This window comes from Bacillus sp. AC266 (assembly GCF_979253805.1).
In genome coordinates, this window is sequence record NZ_CEEDEC010000002.1 from 107,222 (window position 1) to 122,698 (window position 15,477).

General features: G+C 36.6%; 16 protein-coding genes and 1 other annotated feature. Of the genes, 11 read left to right on the top strand and 5 right to left on the bottom strand.

Annotation, left to right across the window (positions count from 1 at the left end; translation table 11 throughout):
• Positions 1-111: 111 nt before the first annotated feature.
• Entirely contained in the window at positions 112-624 is a 513-nt protein-coding gene (locus AC0IXC_RS08020) for a gamma carbonic anhydrase (protein WP_002015678.1), read from the bottom strand.
• A gap of 74 nt (positions 625-698) precedes the next feature.
• On the opposite strand from AC0IXC_RS08020, the gene AC0IXC_RS08025 reads away from it, so the two are divergent.
• A complete protein-coding gene (locus tag AC0IXC_RS08025; protein ID WP_002129529.1) occupies positions 699-1,502 on the top strand; it encodes an alpha/beta hydrolase in 804 nt (267 codons plus the stop codon).
• A 37-nt stretch (positions 1,503-1,539) separates the two neighbouring features.
• The gene (locus AC0IXC_RS08030; RefSeq protein ID WP_353825548.1) at positions 1,540-2,604 is read left to right on the top strand and encodes a tetraprenyl-beta-curcumene synthase family protein; all 1,065 of its coding nucleotides are present in this window, start codon (positions 1,540-1,542) and stop codon (positions 2,602-2,604) included.
• A gap of 34 nt (positions 2,605-2,638) precedes the next feature.
• Here the strand turns inward: AC0IXC_RS08030 and AC0IXC_RS08035 are convergent, their stop codons facing one another.
• The 4 genes from AC0IXC_RS08035 to mnmL form a co-directional block, all read right to left on the bottom strand.
• Positions 2,639-3,940: a PepSY-associated TM helix domain-containing protein gene (locus AC0IXC_RS08035; protein WP_353825547.1), complete on the bottom strand. Its 1,302-nt coding sequence runs from the start codon at positions 3,938-3,940 to the stop codon at positions 2,639-2,641.
• Positions 3,941-4,095: 155 nt separating this feature from the next.
• Positions 4,096-4,770: an aspartate/glutamate racemase family protein gene (locus AC0IXC_RS08040; protein WP_471652807.1), complete on the bottom strand. Its 675-nt coding sequence runs from the start codon at positions 4,768-4,770 to the stop codon at positions 4,096-4,098.
• Positions 4,771-4,879: 109 nt separating this feature from the next.
• Positions 4,880-5,452 carry a tRNA 5-(aminomethyl)-2-thiouridylate-methyltransferase MnmM gene (gene mnmM, locus AC0IXC_RS08045; protein WP_471652808.1) on the bottom strand — a complete coding sequence of 191 codons (573 nt, stop codon included), beginning with the start codon at positions 5,450-5,452 and terminating at the stop codon, positions 4,880-4,882.
• On the bottom strand, positions 5,449-6,408 hold the full coding sequence (gene mnmL / locus AC0IXC_RS08050) for a tRNA modification radical SAM protein MnmL/YtqA (RefSeq protein WP_002034421.1): 960 nt from the start codon (positions 6,406-6,408) through the stop codon (positions 5,449-5,451). Before mnmL ends, mnmM begins: the two co-directional genes overlap by 4 nt.
• Positions 6,409-6,519: 111 nt before the next feature.
• Between mnmL and AC0IXC_RS08055 the strand changes: the two genes are divergently transcribed.
• The 9 genes from AC0IXC_RS08055 to AC0IXC_RS08095 all read left to right on the top strand — a co-directional run bounded on the left by AC0IXC_RS08055 (position 6,520) and on the right by AC0IXC_RS08095 (position 15,042).
• Positions 6,520-6,783: a YtzC family protein gene (locus tag AC0IXC_RS08055; RefSeq protein ID WP_002089099.1), complete on the top strand. Its 264-nt coding sequence runs from the start codon at positions 6,520-6,522 to the stop codon at positions 6,781-6,783.
• Positions 6,784-6,798: 15 nt separating this feature from the next.
• Positions 6,799-6,948, top strand: a complete 150-nt coding sequence (locus AC0IXC_RS08060; RefSeq protein WP_001129344.1) for a hypothetical protein — start codon at positions 6,799-6,801, stop codon at positions 6,946-6,948.
• 136 nt (positions 6,949-7,084) lie between these two features.
• On the top strand, positions 7,085-8,107 hold the full coding sequence (locus AC0IXC_RS08065) for a DUF418 domain-containing protein (RefSeq protein WP_471652809.1): 1,023 nt from the start codon (positions 7,085-7,087) through the stop codon (positions 8,105-8,107).
• Between the two features lie 239 nt (positions 8,108-8,346).
• Complete coding sequence (locus tag AC0IXC_RS08070) at positions 8,347-9,108, top strand: ABC transporter ATP-binding protein (protein ID WP_002015692.1); 762 nt, start codon at positions 8,347-8,349, stop codon at positions 9,106-9,108.
• A 17-nt stretch (positions 9,109-9,125) separates the two neighbouring features.
• Positions 9,126-10,985, top strand: coding sequence for an FtsX-like permease family protein (locus AC0IXC_RS08075; RefSeq protein WP_471652810.1), 1,860 nt, complete (start codon positions 9,126-9,128; stop codon positions 10,983-10,985).
• A 347-nt stretch (positions 10,986-11,332) separates the two neighbouring features.
• A complete protein-coding gene (locus AC0IXC_RS08080) occupies positions 11,333-11,899 on the top strand; it encodes a tyrosine-type recombinase/integrase (protein WP_060750063.1) in 567 nt (188 codons plus the stop codon).
• Between the two features lie 34 nt (positions 11,900-11,933).
• Positions 11,934-12,431 (top strand): cation:proton antiporter regulatory subunit, encoded by a 498-nt coding sequence (locus AC0IXC_RS08085; RefSeq protein ID WP_060750062.1) that lies wholly within the window; start codon positions 11,934-11,936, stop codon positions 12,429-12,431.
• A gap of 3 nt (positions 12,432-12,434) precedes the next feature.
• Positions 12,435-13,658, top strand: a complete 1,224-nt coding sequence (locus AC0IXC_RS08090) for a cation:proton antiporter (protein WP_471652812.1) — start codon at positions 12,435-12,437, stop codon at positions 13,656-13,658.
• A gap of 190 nt (positions 13,659-13,848) precedes the next feature.
• Positions 13,849-15,042 (top strand): MDR family MFS transporter, encoded by a 1,194-nt coding sequence (locus AC0IXC_RS08095; RefSeq protein WP_002089089.1) that lies wholly within the window; start codon positions 13,849-13,851, stop codon positions 15,040-15,042.
• Between the two features lie 197 nt (positions 15,043-15,239).
• Positions 15,240-15,458, top strand: a binding site (T-box leader).
• Positions 15,459-15,477 lie beyond the last annotated feature (19 nt).

The window sequence follows — 15,477 nt, forward strand, 5'->3', positions numbered from 1 at the left end:
GTTATTAACTTCTATTTTAATAAGATTTTATTGAGGGAATAATAATGTTTTGTAAAGAAAAAGTTAGATTTTTTCATAAAAAAAGCTGCCAGTCTTATGGCAGCGATAAAATCACTTTTGTAACGATTTATAATATTGTCCTTTTTCAACGTATTGTGTGCGGATACGTTCCATATCTTTACGGTCTTCTTCTGTTAATTCGCGAATGACCTTCGCAGGGCGACCGAAAGCTAACGTATTAGGAGGGATTTTCTTTCCTTGTGAAACGAGACTACCAGCACCGATGAAAGCTCCTTCACCAATTTCAGCGCCATCTAATATGATAGATCCCATTCCGATTAAAGCATCTTTTTCAATTTTGCAGCTATGTAAAATAACTTGATGCCCAACGGTAACGTCATCTTCTAAAATAAGAGGATACTGGGGGCTTTGGTGAAGTGTACATTGATCTTGTACATTTACTCTATTTCCAATTATCGTTGGTGATACATCACCGCGGATGACTGTATTAAACCAAATGCTAGATTCTTCGCCAATTGTCACATCGCCTGTAATGGTAACATAGTCAGCGATAAAAGCACTACTCGCAATTTTTGGATTTTTTTCTTTGTAAGGATATATCATGTAAAGCCTTCCTTTCCTAGAGACTAGTTTTAGTGTATCAAATTATGAGAAAGAGTGAAATGGAGGAGGTCCGTATGTGGAATTATGAAGCAGAGGAAGCGAAAGCTGTAGTCGTTATCGTGCACGGCGCAATGGAATATCACGGACGTTACGAAGCTATAGCGGAAATGTGGAATCATATCGGCTACCACGTTGTGATGGGAGACCTTCCATCACATGGAACGACTTCGAGAAATAGAGGACATATTGATTCATTTGATGAATACATAGAAGAAGTTAAATTATGGGTGAAAGAGGCAAGGAAGTATCGATTACCTATTTTTATATTTGGTCATAGTATGGGTGGTCTTATTGTCATTCGTATGATGCAAGAAACGAAGAGAGAAGATGTAGATGGTATTATTTTAAGTTCACCATGTTTAGGTGTATTAACTGGACCTTCTGCTCCGCTTCGAGCTGCCTCAAAAATATTAAATGTTGTTGCTCCAAAATTGCAATTTGCAACGAATCTTACAGTGGAAATGTCAACTCGTAATCATGAAGTGAGAGATGCGATGGAGAATGATTCATTGTTCTTGCGCAAAGTATCAGTACGTTGGTATAGTGAATTGATTAAGTCTATCGAAATTGCGCATAAAAAAATAGGCGATTTTCCAGACGTTCCACTCTTGCTAATGCAGGCTTGTGAGGATAAACTTGTAGATAAAACACGTGTCCGTACTTGGTTTGATAATGTTAAAATAAGTGATAAGGCTTTTAAAGAATGGCCGAATTGTTATCATGAGTTATTAAATGAGTATGAGCGTGATGAAATTTTGAATTATATTCAGTCATTTACTGAAATACGCATCAATAACATAATAGAAACAAATAAGTAAATTATTTGTACATTGAATAGAGGAGATGAAGGAAGAAGTGAACGTACCGAGTAATCCCATAACGCTCATGGCGAAAGTATACCGTGATGTGTTTCCGGTAGTACACCATGAGCTAGCGATGTGGAAAGAGCGTGCCTACCATATTCCGAATGACGAGCTTCATAGTCAGGCAATCGCAAGTATTGAGAATAAAACGTTTCATTGCGAGGGCGGTGGCATTTTAGCGCTACTAGCAAATGAACACCGAGAGGAATGTATTCGTTTTATCGTAGCTTATCAAACGATTAGCGACTATTTAGATAATTTATGTGATCGTAGTACATCACTTGACCCGAAAGACTTTGCGGCTCTTCATGAGTCGATGGTAATGGCATTAAGCCCTGAAGTTGAAGGGGGCGGTAACTATTATCGTTATCGTGATGATCAAGATGATGGTGGTTATTTAGATGAGCTTGTTGAAACATGTCAGGATGTTTTAAAGAAAACGAAGCATTATGATAAAATTGCTCCAATTCTTCATGAACTTGCTTGTTATTATTGTGATTTGCAAATTCATAAACACGTGAAGTTAGAAGAAAGAGAACCACGCTTAAAAACATGGTTTGAAGCACATAAAGAAAACTTACCAGAGATGAGTTGGTTTGAATTTTCAGCATGTGCCGGTTCTACACTTGGAATTTTCTGTCTTGTCGCATATGCATTTCATGATGAATTACATGATGAAGATATTGCGAAAATTAGACAAGGATACTTCCCTTACGTACAAGGACTTCACATTTTACTTGATTATTTCATCGATCAAGAAGAAGACCGTATAGGCGGGGATTTGAATTTCTGTAGTTATTATGAAAACGAGCAAGTGATATTAGATCGTATGAAACATTTTGTAGAAGAAGCAGAGAAGAGTATTGGTGATTTGCCTCATGCGAAGTTTCATCGTCTCATAAGCCGAGGGTTACTTGGTATTTATTTATCAGATCAAAAAGTATCAGCACAAAAGAATATGCACAAAATGGCACGGCGCATTGTAAAATACGGAGGGCTTACTTCACGATTCTTCTATTGGAACGGGAAGATGTACCGAAAGAAAATGGCGCAGTGATGAAGAAAACCACTCTTGTAGAGTGGTTTTTTTATTATGATCGTATTTTTAAAAATACATATATGAGAAGTTCAATCGCGAAAATAACTAAAACAGATAGTCCGAATAAAGGCATGCCAGCGCCTAGTATAACCATCATGATAAAGAAAATGAATGTGCTTTTCTTATCTCTTTGCTTAGGAGGTGCTGCTAATTTTCCTTTCGGTTTTCTCGCTAACCACATTTTTACTCCGTAATAAATAAGAAGTAATAAAGATAACGTCGTTAGTAAGCATAATATTTTATTTGGCCATCCGAATAAATGTCCTTCGTGAAGCGGGATACCGTAAGTGAACCATTGTGCAAATAATCCATAATCACGATAGTCCGTTTTCGAAATGAGTTCTCCGCTATATTGATCAAAGTAAGCTGTTATTTCTTCATTTGGTGCCACATCCATACCTGTAATACCGGAACCGCTTGATTTCGAAACAGTGAATACACCTTTCGGATCAGTCGGTAGTGAGATAACGTATGGCTTCTTTATTTCAATTCCTTTTTGTAATTCATCGACAGAAATTGCTTTTGGCTCATTTGAATTCGATTCAGGAGGAGCTTCTTTTCTAGTTGCCCACGGTAATTCTTTTACCTTCGATTCAGGCGGTGCCATATACAATGTCGGATATCCAATCGATTCATTCGACGATGCGATTTTATAAATTTGGTTCCCCATAAATCCTGACCATGGTAATCCAGATGCGACTAACAAAACGAGTGGAATTGTAAATATAATACCGATAATAGAATGACGTCGTTTTGCTTTTTCTCGCTTAGTGGATGCGGGTGTGTTTTTGAATTGGCGTATACTCATATACAATCCAGTCACAATTAAAAAGATTGTCCAGCATGCCGCAAGCTCTACAGTATAGTTGACGACAGTGCCACCAACTAAAAGAGAACTATGTAATTCACGCATTATATTGGCAAACGTTTCAGCTGCATTTTGATCCCCAACAATTTGATTATTGCTATCTAAATACACAAATTTTTGCTTTCCTGTATATTCATTAGCAATGGTAAGTCTCGTATTATAATCCCCATTAAACTCACTAATTTTCGTCACGCTATAATGCGGATATTTTGTCTCTGTTAAGAAAAGCGAATCAGACATCGAAATAGATTCTGTCTGGGCGCTCTTCCCAAAATATAAATCTTTATAGATGAAATCTTCAACTTCTTCCCGAAATAAATACCCAATTCCGCTCAGTGACAAAGTAATAAGAAGCGGCGTAATAAAAAGCCCGGCATAAAAATGCCAACGCCAAAAAATATAATGAAGCGAACGATTTTGTTTCATACGACAGTTCCCCTAACCTTCCCTATATGAATAAACTACTTATTTAATATAGCGAGATTAAGTGTGATTACTTTGAAAGAATTGTGAAAAAAGTTAAAAGTTTTGGGGATTTTTATCAAATACAAAGCACATTTCAAAAGGGATGTGTTCTATGTTTATGAAGACCTTTTTATATTTGATGCATAGATCCTAACAACTGCTTTCGCAAGACATTGAGCGGAATCAACAAAGTCCTCACTCACCACCACATTCAAATCGGTACATGCGATAATAGCGGTATCTACTTCGTCTTTTAACTGTAAAACGAGCAGACTCCATAATTTGCGAGCTTCCTCAATTTCTCCGCCTTTAATACAAGTAATAATTTGATTAATCATTTCTTGCCATTGTTCATTATGAATGTACTCTATATTACGTTTTGTAATCCCGTCTTGGTAAATACCTGCTTGAACAGTCGCTTCTGTTGCAAGAAGAGCGACTCTTTTTGTATTTTCAGGAATTGCTTTTAACGTCTCATCGACTATATTCAAAATAGGAATGGTAATAGAACGCTGTAATTCCTCGAAATAAAGATGCGCTGTATTACATGGCATTGCGATGAAATCTACACCAGTACTTTCAAGTCTTTGCGCTCCTTCAATAATCGCTTTTTTCATCGCCGCATGATCAATAGGGCGATCCATATAAAACGGTGTTGGGCACGAATAAATCATCATATGAGGAAATTCTATATCATGCTTTGCTCCATATATTGTTTGGCACCCTGCTACAACTGTATCGACGAATGGTCCGGTTGATTTTGGACCCATTCCTGCTAGTATTCCAATCATTGTTTAGTCCCCTTTAATAGTGTATACATCCATTATATAGGAGAATAAGAAAAAGACGTGCAGTGAGTGCACATCTTTTTTTGTTATGTTTTGTCGAATCATTGATATTTTATCGCTTCTCAATCGCTACAATAAATGGCGGGTTATTTTGTTGGTTAATGAAGCCATATCGCAGTACGTGAGCTTGTTTTTGGTCTAATTCTTCTGCAAATTTGAGAACAGCGTCGCGTTCTACTTGTCCTTCTGGATGACCGTGATAAATAACAAGGACGATGATACCCTCTGGTGCCATTACGCCTAGTAATTGTTCGATAGCCGAGAGAGTTGAGTTCGGTTTTGTGACGATATGCTTGTCACCGCCTGGAAGGTAACCTAAGTTGAAAATTGCGCCTGTTACTTTTCCTTTTGCATCTTCTGGTAATACGGATAAGAGTGTGTCGTGACTGTCGTGAACTAAAACAGTGCGTTCGAAAAGTTCTTTTTCTTTTAGGCGGATAGTAGAGCTTTCGATTGCTTCTTTTTGAATATCAAATCCAAATACTTTTCCGTTATCCCCAACGATTTCAGCTAGGAAGCAAGTGTCATGTCCATTGCCAAGCGTTGCATCTACTGCGTAACCGCCTTCTTTAACAGCCGTTTGCAGCAGCGAGCGAGCAAACGGTAATACACGTTCTAATTTCATTTTTGTTTCTCCTCATTTGCATATTTTCCTTGCCAGCTTCCGCGGCGTACAAATTCTGCATCGATGGAATTTAATACTTCCCATTTATTTAAGCTCCACATTGGACCGATCATTAAATCAGGTGGACCGTCACCTGTGATGCGGTGCACAATTACGTCTTCTGGAATAATTTCAAGTTGGTCAACAACGAGACTTACGTAATCTTCAAGAGATAAGAATTCTAGTTGTCCTTTTTCATATTGCTTCACCATTGGCGTACCTTTTAATAAATGAAGTAAATGAATTTTAATTCCTTGTACGTCAAGTTTTGCTACTTCACGAGTTGTTTCCATCATCATGTCGTAATCTTCAAGGGGAAGACCGTTAATAATATGAGAGCAAACTCTAATGCCATGTTTGCGTAATTTATTTACGCCTTCCACATAAGATGGATAATCGTGAGCACGGTTAATAAGATTTGCAGTGCGTTCATGAACAGTTTGTAGTCCGAGTTCAACCCAAAGGTACGTACGTTTATTTAAGTCCGCTAAATATTCAACGACATCGTCTGGTAAACAATCTGGACGAGTTGCGATAGAAAGACCGACAACGTCTTTTTCTGCTAGAAGCGGTTCGAATTTTTCTTTTAACACTTCAAGTGGTGCATGTGTATTTGTGTAAGCCTGAAAATAAGCGATACATTTTCCGTCTTTCCACTTTGAGCGCATTTTTTCTTTCATTTCATGATATTGCGTTATAACATCATCGCGGCGATCGCCAGCGAAGTCACCAGATCCAGCAGCACTACAAAACGTGCAGCCGCCGTAAGCGACTGTACCGTCACGGTTCGGGCAATCGAAGCCAGCATCTAATGAAACCTTAAAGATTTTTTCACCAAATTCATTTCGTAAGTGGTAATTCCATGTATGATAACGTTTATTGTCATTTGTATATGGAAAAGGGTTTTGAACCTTCATTATTTTCCCTCCTAAGACGAGTCAAAATGAAACAAAATCCATTATAACATACTCATAAGGTTCATATGGAAGGGACACACTAAAGGGGAATTGAAGCAAGGAGGGACAATTATGGCAGAGCGTCAATCACTTGAAGAGTATATTACACAGGCAGAACAAGCGGTGGAATATGCGAAAGAACAATTAGACCAAGGCATGAGACAGGAGCATTACAATACGATGGAGTATTCGGATGCTCAGTTGCAATTAGAACAAGCATATAATGATTTACAAACGATGCAACAACATGCGAATGATGAGCAACGTGAGCAATTAAATAGAGCACGTATGGCAATTCGCCAATTGCAACATCAAATGATTATTACACCGCACTAATAAGGAGTGAATGTAATGGCGAAACGTTCAGATCAAAATAATCCAGAGCAAAAAACGCAAAATGGACATAACGCTGAGTTTTCAAATGAACTTGATCCAGTTGTTCAAGTGAAACAGCGTAATAGTAAAAAGGGACAACCTCAAAAATCAAAGCAATCAGAGTAAACCAGGTCGCAATATGACCTGGTTTTATTTTGCTATATGACAATAATGTAAGATTTCTGTAAGGTTTGTCGATAGTTGTAAGCTTACTTTTCCAGTAGAGTGAGGGAGGATTTAATTTTGGACAAGGAGTTGTATTATGGGGAACAATATTACAAACAAACGAATTGAAGAGTTAGATTACATTCGTGGCTTCGCATTACTGGGGATTATTTTAGTAAATATTCTTGCACTACTGAATATTAAAGTTCCAGATCCTAGTACAGTGGATGCAAGTTATCAAAGGTTTCTATACTTATTTGTAGAAGGTCGTTTCTTCTCAATCTTTTCATTCTTATTTGGAGTAGGATTCTATATCTTCATTACAAGAGCAATTGCGAAAGGGAAGAATGGATATGTTCTATTTCTACGCCGCTTAGTTGCACTATTTATTTTTGGTTTGATTCATCAAATGTTTCAGCCTGGGGAAGCACTAGCGTTATACGCAATTTGTGGATTAGTCACTTTACCATTTTATAAAGTGAAGAAGCAAATAAATTTAGTAATTGGTCTTATTCTTACGATAGTTTTTAGTATTATGGCAGCTAAGGAATTATTACCATTAGGTTTAATTTTATTAGGTCTTGCTGCAGGACAGTACAAAGTATTTGAAAATCTTTCAGCGAAAATAAAGCAAGTCGCTATTTTTACAGGAGTTATGTTTGTTTTAAGTGTGATAGCTTTATGGTATCAATATGGGCACGTTCCTGCTAATCCATTTGTAAATATGATACTTATGACTGAGGATGGAACAATGGATGCTGCAGGTCAGTTTTTAAAAATTGGTGTTACAGTTGGACCAATTATTTCAGCTTTCTATGTCGGAGCATTAGTTTTGCTACTTCAATTAAAACCAGTTCAAACTTTGTTAGCGCCACTGAAATATTATGGTCGTATGGCTTTAACAAATTATATTGGACAAACTGCAATGATTTTAATTGCAGGCAGTGTATTTAATTTTGCAGGAAACTTAACGTACATGCAGACGCTATATGTGTGTATCGTAATTTATGCAATTCAAATTATTTTCAGTGTGATTTGGATGAAAATCTTTAAAATGGGTCCATTAGAATGGATTTGGCGTGTTATTACGTATTGGACGGTAACGCCTTTAAAGAAATAAGAGTAGGAAATAGGCTGTTCCACATGCGAAACAGTCTATTTTTATTGTCATCTTTTGTCGGTAAGTCGATATAGTTGAAAAATCGCTGATAAAATTGCATTTACTAATGAAAAAACTAAGCTTACATGCTCAGTTTTTTTTCTTACAAAAGTGTAAGGTAATTGTAATGTTAATAAATAGCAGTTCACCTCCAAAAGGCGCAAAATAGGTAATGGAAAAACAAGCGTAGGAGGATATATATGACGAAACCAGTTGTAGACGTGAAAAATGTTCAAAAAGTGTACGGTAAAAAAGGTGAGAACCAATCACATGCGTTAAAAGGTGTTTCATTCTCAATTCAAGAGGGTGAATTTGTTGGTATTATGGGACCATCTGGTTCTGGTAAAACGACATTATTAAATGTAATTTCAACGCTTGATAAAGCAACGGGTGGCGTTGTTGAAATTGCGGGTACGGACATTACGAAAATGAAGCAAGGTGAGCTTTCTGATTTCCGTTCGCAAAAGTTAGGATTCATTTTCCAAGACTTCAACTTATTAGAGAACTTATCTATTTATGAGAACATTGCACTTCCACTTTCACTTCAAGGTGTTTCATCACGTAATATTGGACCGAAAGTAGAGAAAGTAGCGAATATGTTAGGGATTACAGAAATTCTTCAAAAGTATCCAACTGAAGTATCCGGTGGACAGAAACAACGTTCAGCAGCAGCACGTGCACTAGTGCATGAGCCGGCAATTATTTTAGGAGACGAGCCAACAGGAGCTCTTGATTCGAAAAATGCAGCAAGTTTACTTGATGCGATGACAAACTTAAATGAAGAACAAGGCGTATCTATTATGATGGTTACGCATGATCCATATAGTGCAAGTTACTGTCAGCGTATTTTATTCATTCAAGATGGTGAGCTATATAAAGAAATTCACCGCGGTGGTACGCGTGAAGAATTTTATAAAGAAATTTTAGATGTGCTTGCGGACTTAGGCACACAAAAAGCGTAAGAAGGGAGGTCTAGGGCATGTTATTTAAACTTTCCATGTCAGGGCTAAAGAGTAAGCTGAAAGATTATATTGTCTTACTTGTTGGTCTTGTCATGTCGATTTCAATTTTTTATATGTTCCAAACGTTAGCGCTGAATAAAGCGTTTATCGAATCCAATTCTGTTATTAAGTCTATTGGTTTCGTATTCCAAGCAGGTTCATTTTTATTAGCAATTATAACGTTCTTCTACATTTTATATGCAAACTCTTTCTTATTATCTCTTCGTCAAAAAGAGTTTGGTATGTACATGATGTTAGGTGCAAAAAAGCATAAAGTTACATTACTTATGTTTATTGAAACGATTGTATTAGGTGCTGCGTCTCTTGCGATTGGACTTACAGTTGGTGTAGGACTTGCAGAAGGTATCGGACAGTTATTAATGAAACAATTAGAATTTGCTGGTGAAGGCTATAAGGCATTTTATCTACCATCTATGACTGTTACTTGTATTTTCTTCTTTGCATTATTTGTATTATCAGCAATTATGAACAGTATTAAGTTATCACGTATTTCAGTACTGCAACTTGTACATGCAGATGCACAAACAGAGCGTGTTGCAGTAAAAGGTAAAATGACAGGTGTCGTTGCAATCCTTGCTGTTATTTTATTAGGAATTGGCTATGCATCAATGATTTACATGGAAAAATTAAGAGAAATGGGAATCCTTATTGCATTAATTACAACAACAACTGGTACTTACATGCTATTTGGATCACTTCTCCCAGTTATCATTAGAAAGTTAAAGAGTAATAAAAAACGTAGTGAAAAAGGACTTAATGCTTTTACATTTGCACAATTAAATTTCCGTATAAATAGCTTAACGAAAGTACTTGCAACGGTAGCGATGTTAGTTGCTCTTGGAGCGGGTGCAATTTCAGGTGGTATGGCGTTTAAAAATAACGTTATAAAAATGGTTGATGGTTTAGTAATATATGATTCAGTTATTCATAACCCAACAGCTGAAGAAAAGAAAATTTTAGATGGTATTACATTTAAAGAGAAAAATGAATATCGTTACAAAGTTGATAATAAATACGTTTATTATGTAAAAGAAGATTTAGAGAAAAACCCTCCTTTCGTACAAGATACAAAACAGATGGAAAGTATGAAGGATTTAGGAAAAATAAAGAAAGTTTCAGAGGAACTACCAGTAGGTGCAGTTTCTAGAGAAATGAATGAAAAAGATGCGAGTGCTAAAGAACTTCCAGAAGAATGGAACGAGGCTTTCAGAACAATTCAGCCATTTTATCTATATGAAGATCATGCAATTAAAATTGTAGATCAGAAAATGTACGATACTGTAAATGGTAAAGAAGGAATCGTAGTTACTGGAAAAACAGACGATTTTGTAGCATACACAAAAGAATGGAAAAAACTTGACGAGTTGCAGCTAGTTAAATATAAAAATGTAAAAGCTGAAAGATTAGATAGTAAATATCAATCTTACAATGGATTCTACGGCATTGCGAGTGGAACAGTATTTATGGGATTCTTCCTTGGAATTGCGTTCTTAGCAATGATGGCAAGTTGTTTAATGTTTAAAATTCTTTCTGGTGCATCAAAAGATATTACGCGTTATCAAATGCTTCGCAAAATCGGTGTGCGTCGTGAGTTATTAACGAAATCAATTTATAAAGAGTTATTCTTAGTATTCTTATTCCCAGCAATTGTGGGGATCGCTCACGTATTAGTTGGTATGAATATTTTCGGATTTATTTTAATGGATCCTTACTTCCGTATTTGGGTACCAATCGTAATTTTCGTAGTTATTTATGCGATTTATTACTTCATTACAGTTCAATTGTATAAAGGAATTGTTCTTCCAAAAGAAGATTAATAGGTAAAAAGCCGAGTGAAAGTGCTCGGCTTTTTATATTTTCAGAAAAAACACTTTAATGTTACTGAAATATATAATATAATGTAAATAAGTAACATAATATGTGAGTATCAGTAACTGGAAAACGAAAGGAGGAATTCGATCTATAGAAAGAAGCTGAACTTGTATCCCCTATTTTTCTACCCACACCGTATTTGTACAATCATAAATTTCCAAATGAAAAATTGTCAGACCTAAGTCGTATATTGTGAAAATAATGGATAATACATGGAAATCTCATAGCATGATAAGGTAAAATGAACAGGATAATGAGAAAATTACCGTTCATAAGATGAGGAGATACATGTATGGAAGTTGTAGAGGCATTAAAAGATATAAGCCAAATTGAGGCTATGAAAAAGTACTTAAAAGAGCACTCGCAGCGAGATTATCTTTTATTTGTTATTGGAATTAACACTGGATTAAAGATCACTGAGCTACTTAGTATGAAATTTGAAGAGGTATTGAATGAAGATGGAACTGTTAAAGAGTTCTATTCTCTTCCTGTGAAAGATGAAAAATTTAAACAAGATATTTATTTAAATACAAAAGTAAAAGAAGCCCTTTTAGATTACGTACAATCTATTGATGCTCAAAGAGAAAACTACGTATTTCAATCTAATAAAACGACAAATTCAATCTCGCGCCAACAAGCGTATCGTGTTATCCATAGCGCAGCTGAAGCGGTTGGGATTGTTGGAAAGATTGGAACGAATTCAATGCGAAAAACATTTGGATTTCATGCGTACAAAAGAGGAATAGCGATTGCGCTATTGCAAAAGCATTTTCATCACGCAACTCCATCAGAGACGCTCAAGTATTTAGGAATCTCAAAAGATGAGAAGTTTAAAACAGAGATTGATGTAGATTTGTAAAACCCGTAACTAAAAACTTTAGGAGGCGGAAAATATGAATATTAGAGAGAGTGAACTACCGGGCATTGGATGTAAATTCGAAGTGATAACAAAAGGTAATGAAAAAATGGTTATCGTTATTCATGATGATGGCCGAAGAGAAATGTATCATTTTGATGCGGATCACGATGAGAGTATTTCAAGCATTTCTCTTCGTGATTCTGAAGCGAGACAAATTGCGGCTATATTAGGCGGAATGGTATATAGGCCGCAAGCGCTAGACACAATTGAGATGGCTTTTGAAGGATTATCAATTGAATGGTTTAAGGTGGAGAATAATGCACCAGTAGTACAACAAACAATTGGTAGCTTACATGTCAGAAAAACGTATAACGTAACGATTATTGCTATTTTGAAAAAGAATATGAAGAAGTTCTTTAATCCAGGCCCAGATTCTATCATTGAAGCTGGCGATATGCTCGTATTATCGGGCGAAAGACATGAAGTGAAAAGAATCATTAAGGAATTACTTTCGGCAGGAGGTGATTCCTAATCGATGGATACTTTAATTTTGGAAGTTGGAACTGCGTTAGTATTAGTAGCTTTTGCAGCTATCCTCGCTGCGAAGTTAAAGTTCTCGATTATTCCGTTTCTCATTATACTCGGTATGTTAGTGGGGCCTCATGCCCCAGATTTAGGACTTATCGATTTAAGGTTTATTGAAAGCGGAGAAGTTATTTCCTTCCTCGGCCGTGTTGGCGTCATATTCCTCTTATTCTATTTAGGTTTAGAATTCTCAATAAAAAAATTAATTAAATCAGGAAAGTCGATTGCTTTTGGGGGTAGTGTTCATATATCGCTTAATTTCATATTAGGTTTACTTTATGGATATATAATGGGCTTCCCCTTACTAGAAACATTAATTATTGCTGGAATTATTACAATCTCATCGAGTGCAATTGTAGCGAAAGTAATCGTTGATTTAAGAAGATCTGGTAATAAAGAGACAGAGCTAATTTTAGGAATCATTATGTTTGATGATATCTTTTTAGCTGTATATTTATCAGTTGTTTCAGGATTAGTACTCGGAGGTGCAACATCATTTGTAGGTGCTCTTACATCGGTGTTAATCGCAGTAGGGTATATGCTCCTATTCTTTGTAATCGCTAGAAAAGCTACGCCGTTCCTAAATAAAGTATTAGATATTTCGTCAAACGAAATTTTTATTATCGTAATATTCGCTATTTTATTCTTTGTAGCAGGATTTTCAGAAACAATTCATGTTGCGGAAGCGATTGGGGCTTTATTGTTAGGACTCGTCTTTTCAGAAACAGAGCATAGTGACCGGATCGAGCATCTCGTCGTCCCGTTTCGTGATTTCTTTGGAGCTATATTTTTCTTCAGCTTCGGTTTAAGTATAGATCCGTTTTCACTTGGAGGAGCAGTATGGTTGGCATTAGGAGCAGTTTTCATTACTCTCATCGGTAATTTTACAGCTGGAATGATTGCAGGGCGTAAAGCCGGGTTATCGCATAAGGCTTCTACGAATATCGGTTTAACACTTATATCACGTGGGGAATTCTCCATTATTGTCGCGAATCTCGGAATAGCGGGTGGCTTAATGGCAACGATTAAACCATTCTCAGCTTTATATGTTTTAATATTGGCGTCGTTAGGACCATTATTAACGAAGGAGTCTGGGAGAATATACTCTCTACTAGACAAAGTATTTAAATGGAGTGCGAAAGAAAGTGCAAAACGTAAAAAGGAAGTTGGATAACCTTTCGCGAGGGAACGATTCCATTATTTATAGATTAATATTTTACAAAGACGATTAGAATACATTCTAATCGTCTTTGTGCTATTATCTGAATTTCATCAACTATTAATCAGTTGCCTTCCTATTTAAAAACGACTACAATTTTACTGTTATATATATGAACGAAAAAAAGAGAATAGGAGGGGAGACTATGCCAAGGAAAGTATGGCTATTAGTAGCTGGGATGATTATTAATGTCACGGGTGCTTCTTTTTTATGGCCTTTTAATACAATTTACTTACATGATAGTTTAGGGAAATCTTTATCAGTAGCCGGAATGGTATTAATGATCAACTCGCTTACTGGTGTAATCGGAAACTTGCTCGGCGGTGTTTTATTTGATAAATGGGGCGGTTATAAATCAATTTTAGTAGGGATTGTCATTACACTTGTATCGATTTTAGGTCTTGTATTTTTCCATGGTTGGCCATTATATGTTGTGTGGCTAGCATTAATCGGATTCGGTTCTGGAATGGTGTTTCCATCGATGTATGCGATGGTCGGTACGGTTTGGCCAGAAGGCGGGAGACGAGCGTTCAATGCAATGTATGTTGGACAAAACGTTGGGATTGCGATTGGAACAGCGTGCGGTGGATTAGTTGCGTCTTATCGTTTTGATTATATTTTCTTAGCGAACTTTATTTTATATTTTATTTTCTTCTTAATTGCGTTTATTGGATTTCGTGGTATGGAAGCAAAAAAAGAGCAAGAGGTACAAAAAGAAGCCGAAACGAAAAAAGGTTGGTCACTTACACCTGGCTTCAAAGCGCTTCTAATCGTATGTGTAGCATATGCTTTATGCTGGGTTACATACGTACAGTGGCAAGGGGCAATTGCGACTCATATGCGAGAATTAGATATTAGCCTCCGCCATTATAGTTTATTATGGACGATAAACGGAGCGATGATTGTTTGTGCGCAGCCACTTGTTAGTATGTTAATTCGCTGGATGAAGCGTTCTTTAAAACAACAAATTATGATTGGAATCGTCATTTTTGCGGCGTCGTTTATTGTTTTAAGCCAAGCGCAGCAATTTACGATGTTTCTTGTTGCGATGGTGACATTAACGATTGGTGAATTATTCGTATGGCCGGCAGTTCCGACTATTGCAAATATACTTGCACCGAAAGATAAACTTGGATTTTATCAAGGGGTTGTAAATAGCGCAGCGACTGTAGGAAAAATGTTCGGACCGGTCGTTGGCGGGGCAATTGTTGATTTATACAATATGGAAGTATTGTTTATAGCGATCATGGTAATGCTTGTAGTAGCGCTTATAGCAACGAGTATTTATGATAGACGAGTAAAAGTAGAAGAAACAGTTGAAGAAAAAATTGCAGTTTAGTTTGACGGAACATGCAACATGTTTTAGAATATATTTAAATAAATAGTAACAAAATAACCTTTGGAACAAGGGAGGTAGCTCGGCTGTCCTAAGACAAATTCGTTAGCTATTAAAAGTAACGATTAACCGAGAAGCCCCCACTTCAAGTAAGCTCGTAAGAGATACTAAGTGGCGGGTAGTTCACTTAACTCATATTTGTAATAACAGTGAGAAGGAATAGTAATAATAGAAGCTGGTTTAGAGAGTTGACGGTCGGTGCAAGTCAATCCACGTTTCGTTATGAACTCGCCTTTGAGTTGCAGTTGTGAAATCATTAGTAGCAATTGCCGTTAATCCACGTTACGGATCTAAGCGAATGTATTTATTACATTAATTTAGGGTGGTACCGCGGGAATCTATAACCTCTCGTCCCTTTCTAGGGATGAGAGGTTTTTT

Bases quoted from the DNA above. Each gene is read 5' to 3' on its own strand.
- AC0IXC_RS08090 (WP_471652812.1), top strand. From the start codon at position 12,435: ATGGATACTTTAATTTTGGAAGTTGGAACTGCGTTAGTATTAGTAGCT.
- mnmL (WP_002034421.1), bottom strand. From the start codon at position 6,408: ATGAAGGTTCAAAACCCTTTTCCATATACAAATGACAATAAACGTTAT.
- AC0IXC_RS08060 (WP_001129344.1), top strand. From the start codon at position 6,799: ATGGCGAAACGTTCAGATCAAAATAATCCAGAGCAAAAAACGCAAAAT.
- AC0IXC_RS08025 (WP_002129529.1), top strand. From the start codon at position 699: ATGTGGAATTATGAAGCAGAGGAAGCGAAAGCTGTAGTCGTTATCGTG.
- AC0IXC_RS08080 (WP_060750063.1), top strand. From the start codon at position 11,333: ATGGAAGTTGTAGAGGCATTAAAAGATATAAGCCAAATTGAGGCTATG.
- AC0IXC_RS08075 (WP_471652810.1), top strand. From the start codon at position 9,126: ATGTTATTTAAACTTTCCATGTCAGGGCTAAAGAGTAAGCTGAAAGAT.
- AC0IXC_RS08085 (WP_060750062.1), top strand. From the start codon at position 11,934: ATGAATATTAGAGAGAGTGAACTACCGGGCATTGGATGTAAATTCGAA.
- AC0IXC_RS08035 (WP_353825547.1), bottom strand. From the start codon at position 3,940: ATGAAACAAAATCGTTCGCTTCATTATATTTTTTGGCGTTGGCATTTT.
- AC0IXC_RS08040 (WP_471652807.1), bottom strand. From the start codon at position 4,770: ATGATTGGAATACTAGCAGGAATGGGTCCAAAATCAACCGGACCATTC.
- mnmM (WP_471652808.1), bottom strand. From the start codon at position 5,452: ATGAAATTAGAACGTGTATTACCGTTTGCTCGCTCGCTGCTGCAAACG.
- AC0IXC_RS08070 (WP_002015692.1), top strand. From the start codon at position 8,347: ATGACGAAACCAGTTGTAGACGTGAAAAATGTTCAAAAAGTGTACGGT.
- AC0IXC_RS08065 (WP_471652809.1), top strand. From the start codon at position 7,085: ATGGGGAACAATATTACAAACAAACGAATTGAAGAGTTAGATTACATT.
- AC0IXC_RS08020 (WP_002015678.1), bottom strand. From the start codon at position 624: ATGATATATCCTTACAAAGAAAAAAATCCAAAAATTGCGAGTAGTGCT.
- AC0IXC_RS08055 (WP_002089099.1), top strand. From the start codon at position 6,520: ATGGCAGAGCGTCAATCACTTGAAGAGTATATTACACAGGCAGAACAA.
- AC0IXC_RS08095 (WP_002089089.1), top strand. From the start codon at position 13,849: ATGCCAAGGAAAGTATGGCTATTAGTAGCTGGGATGATTATTAATGTC.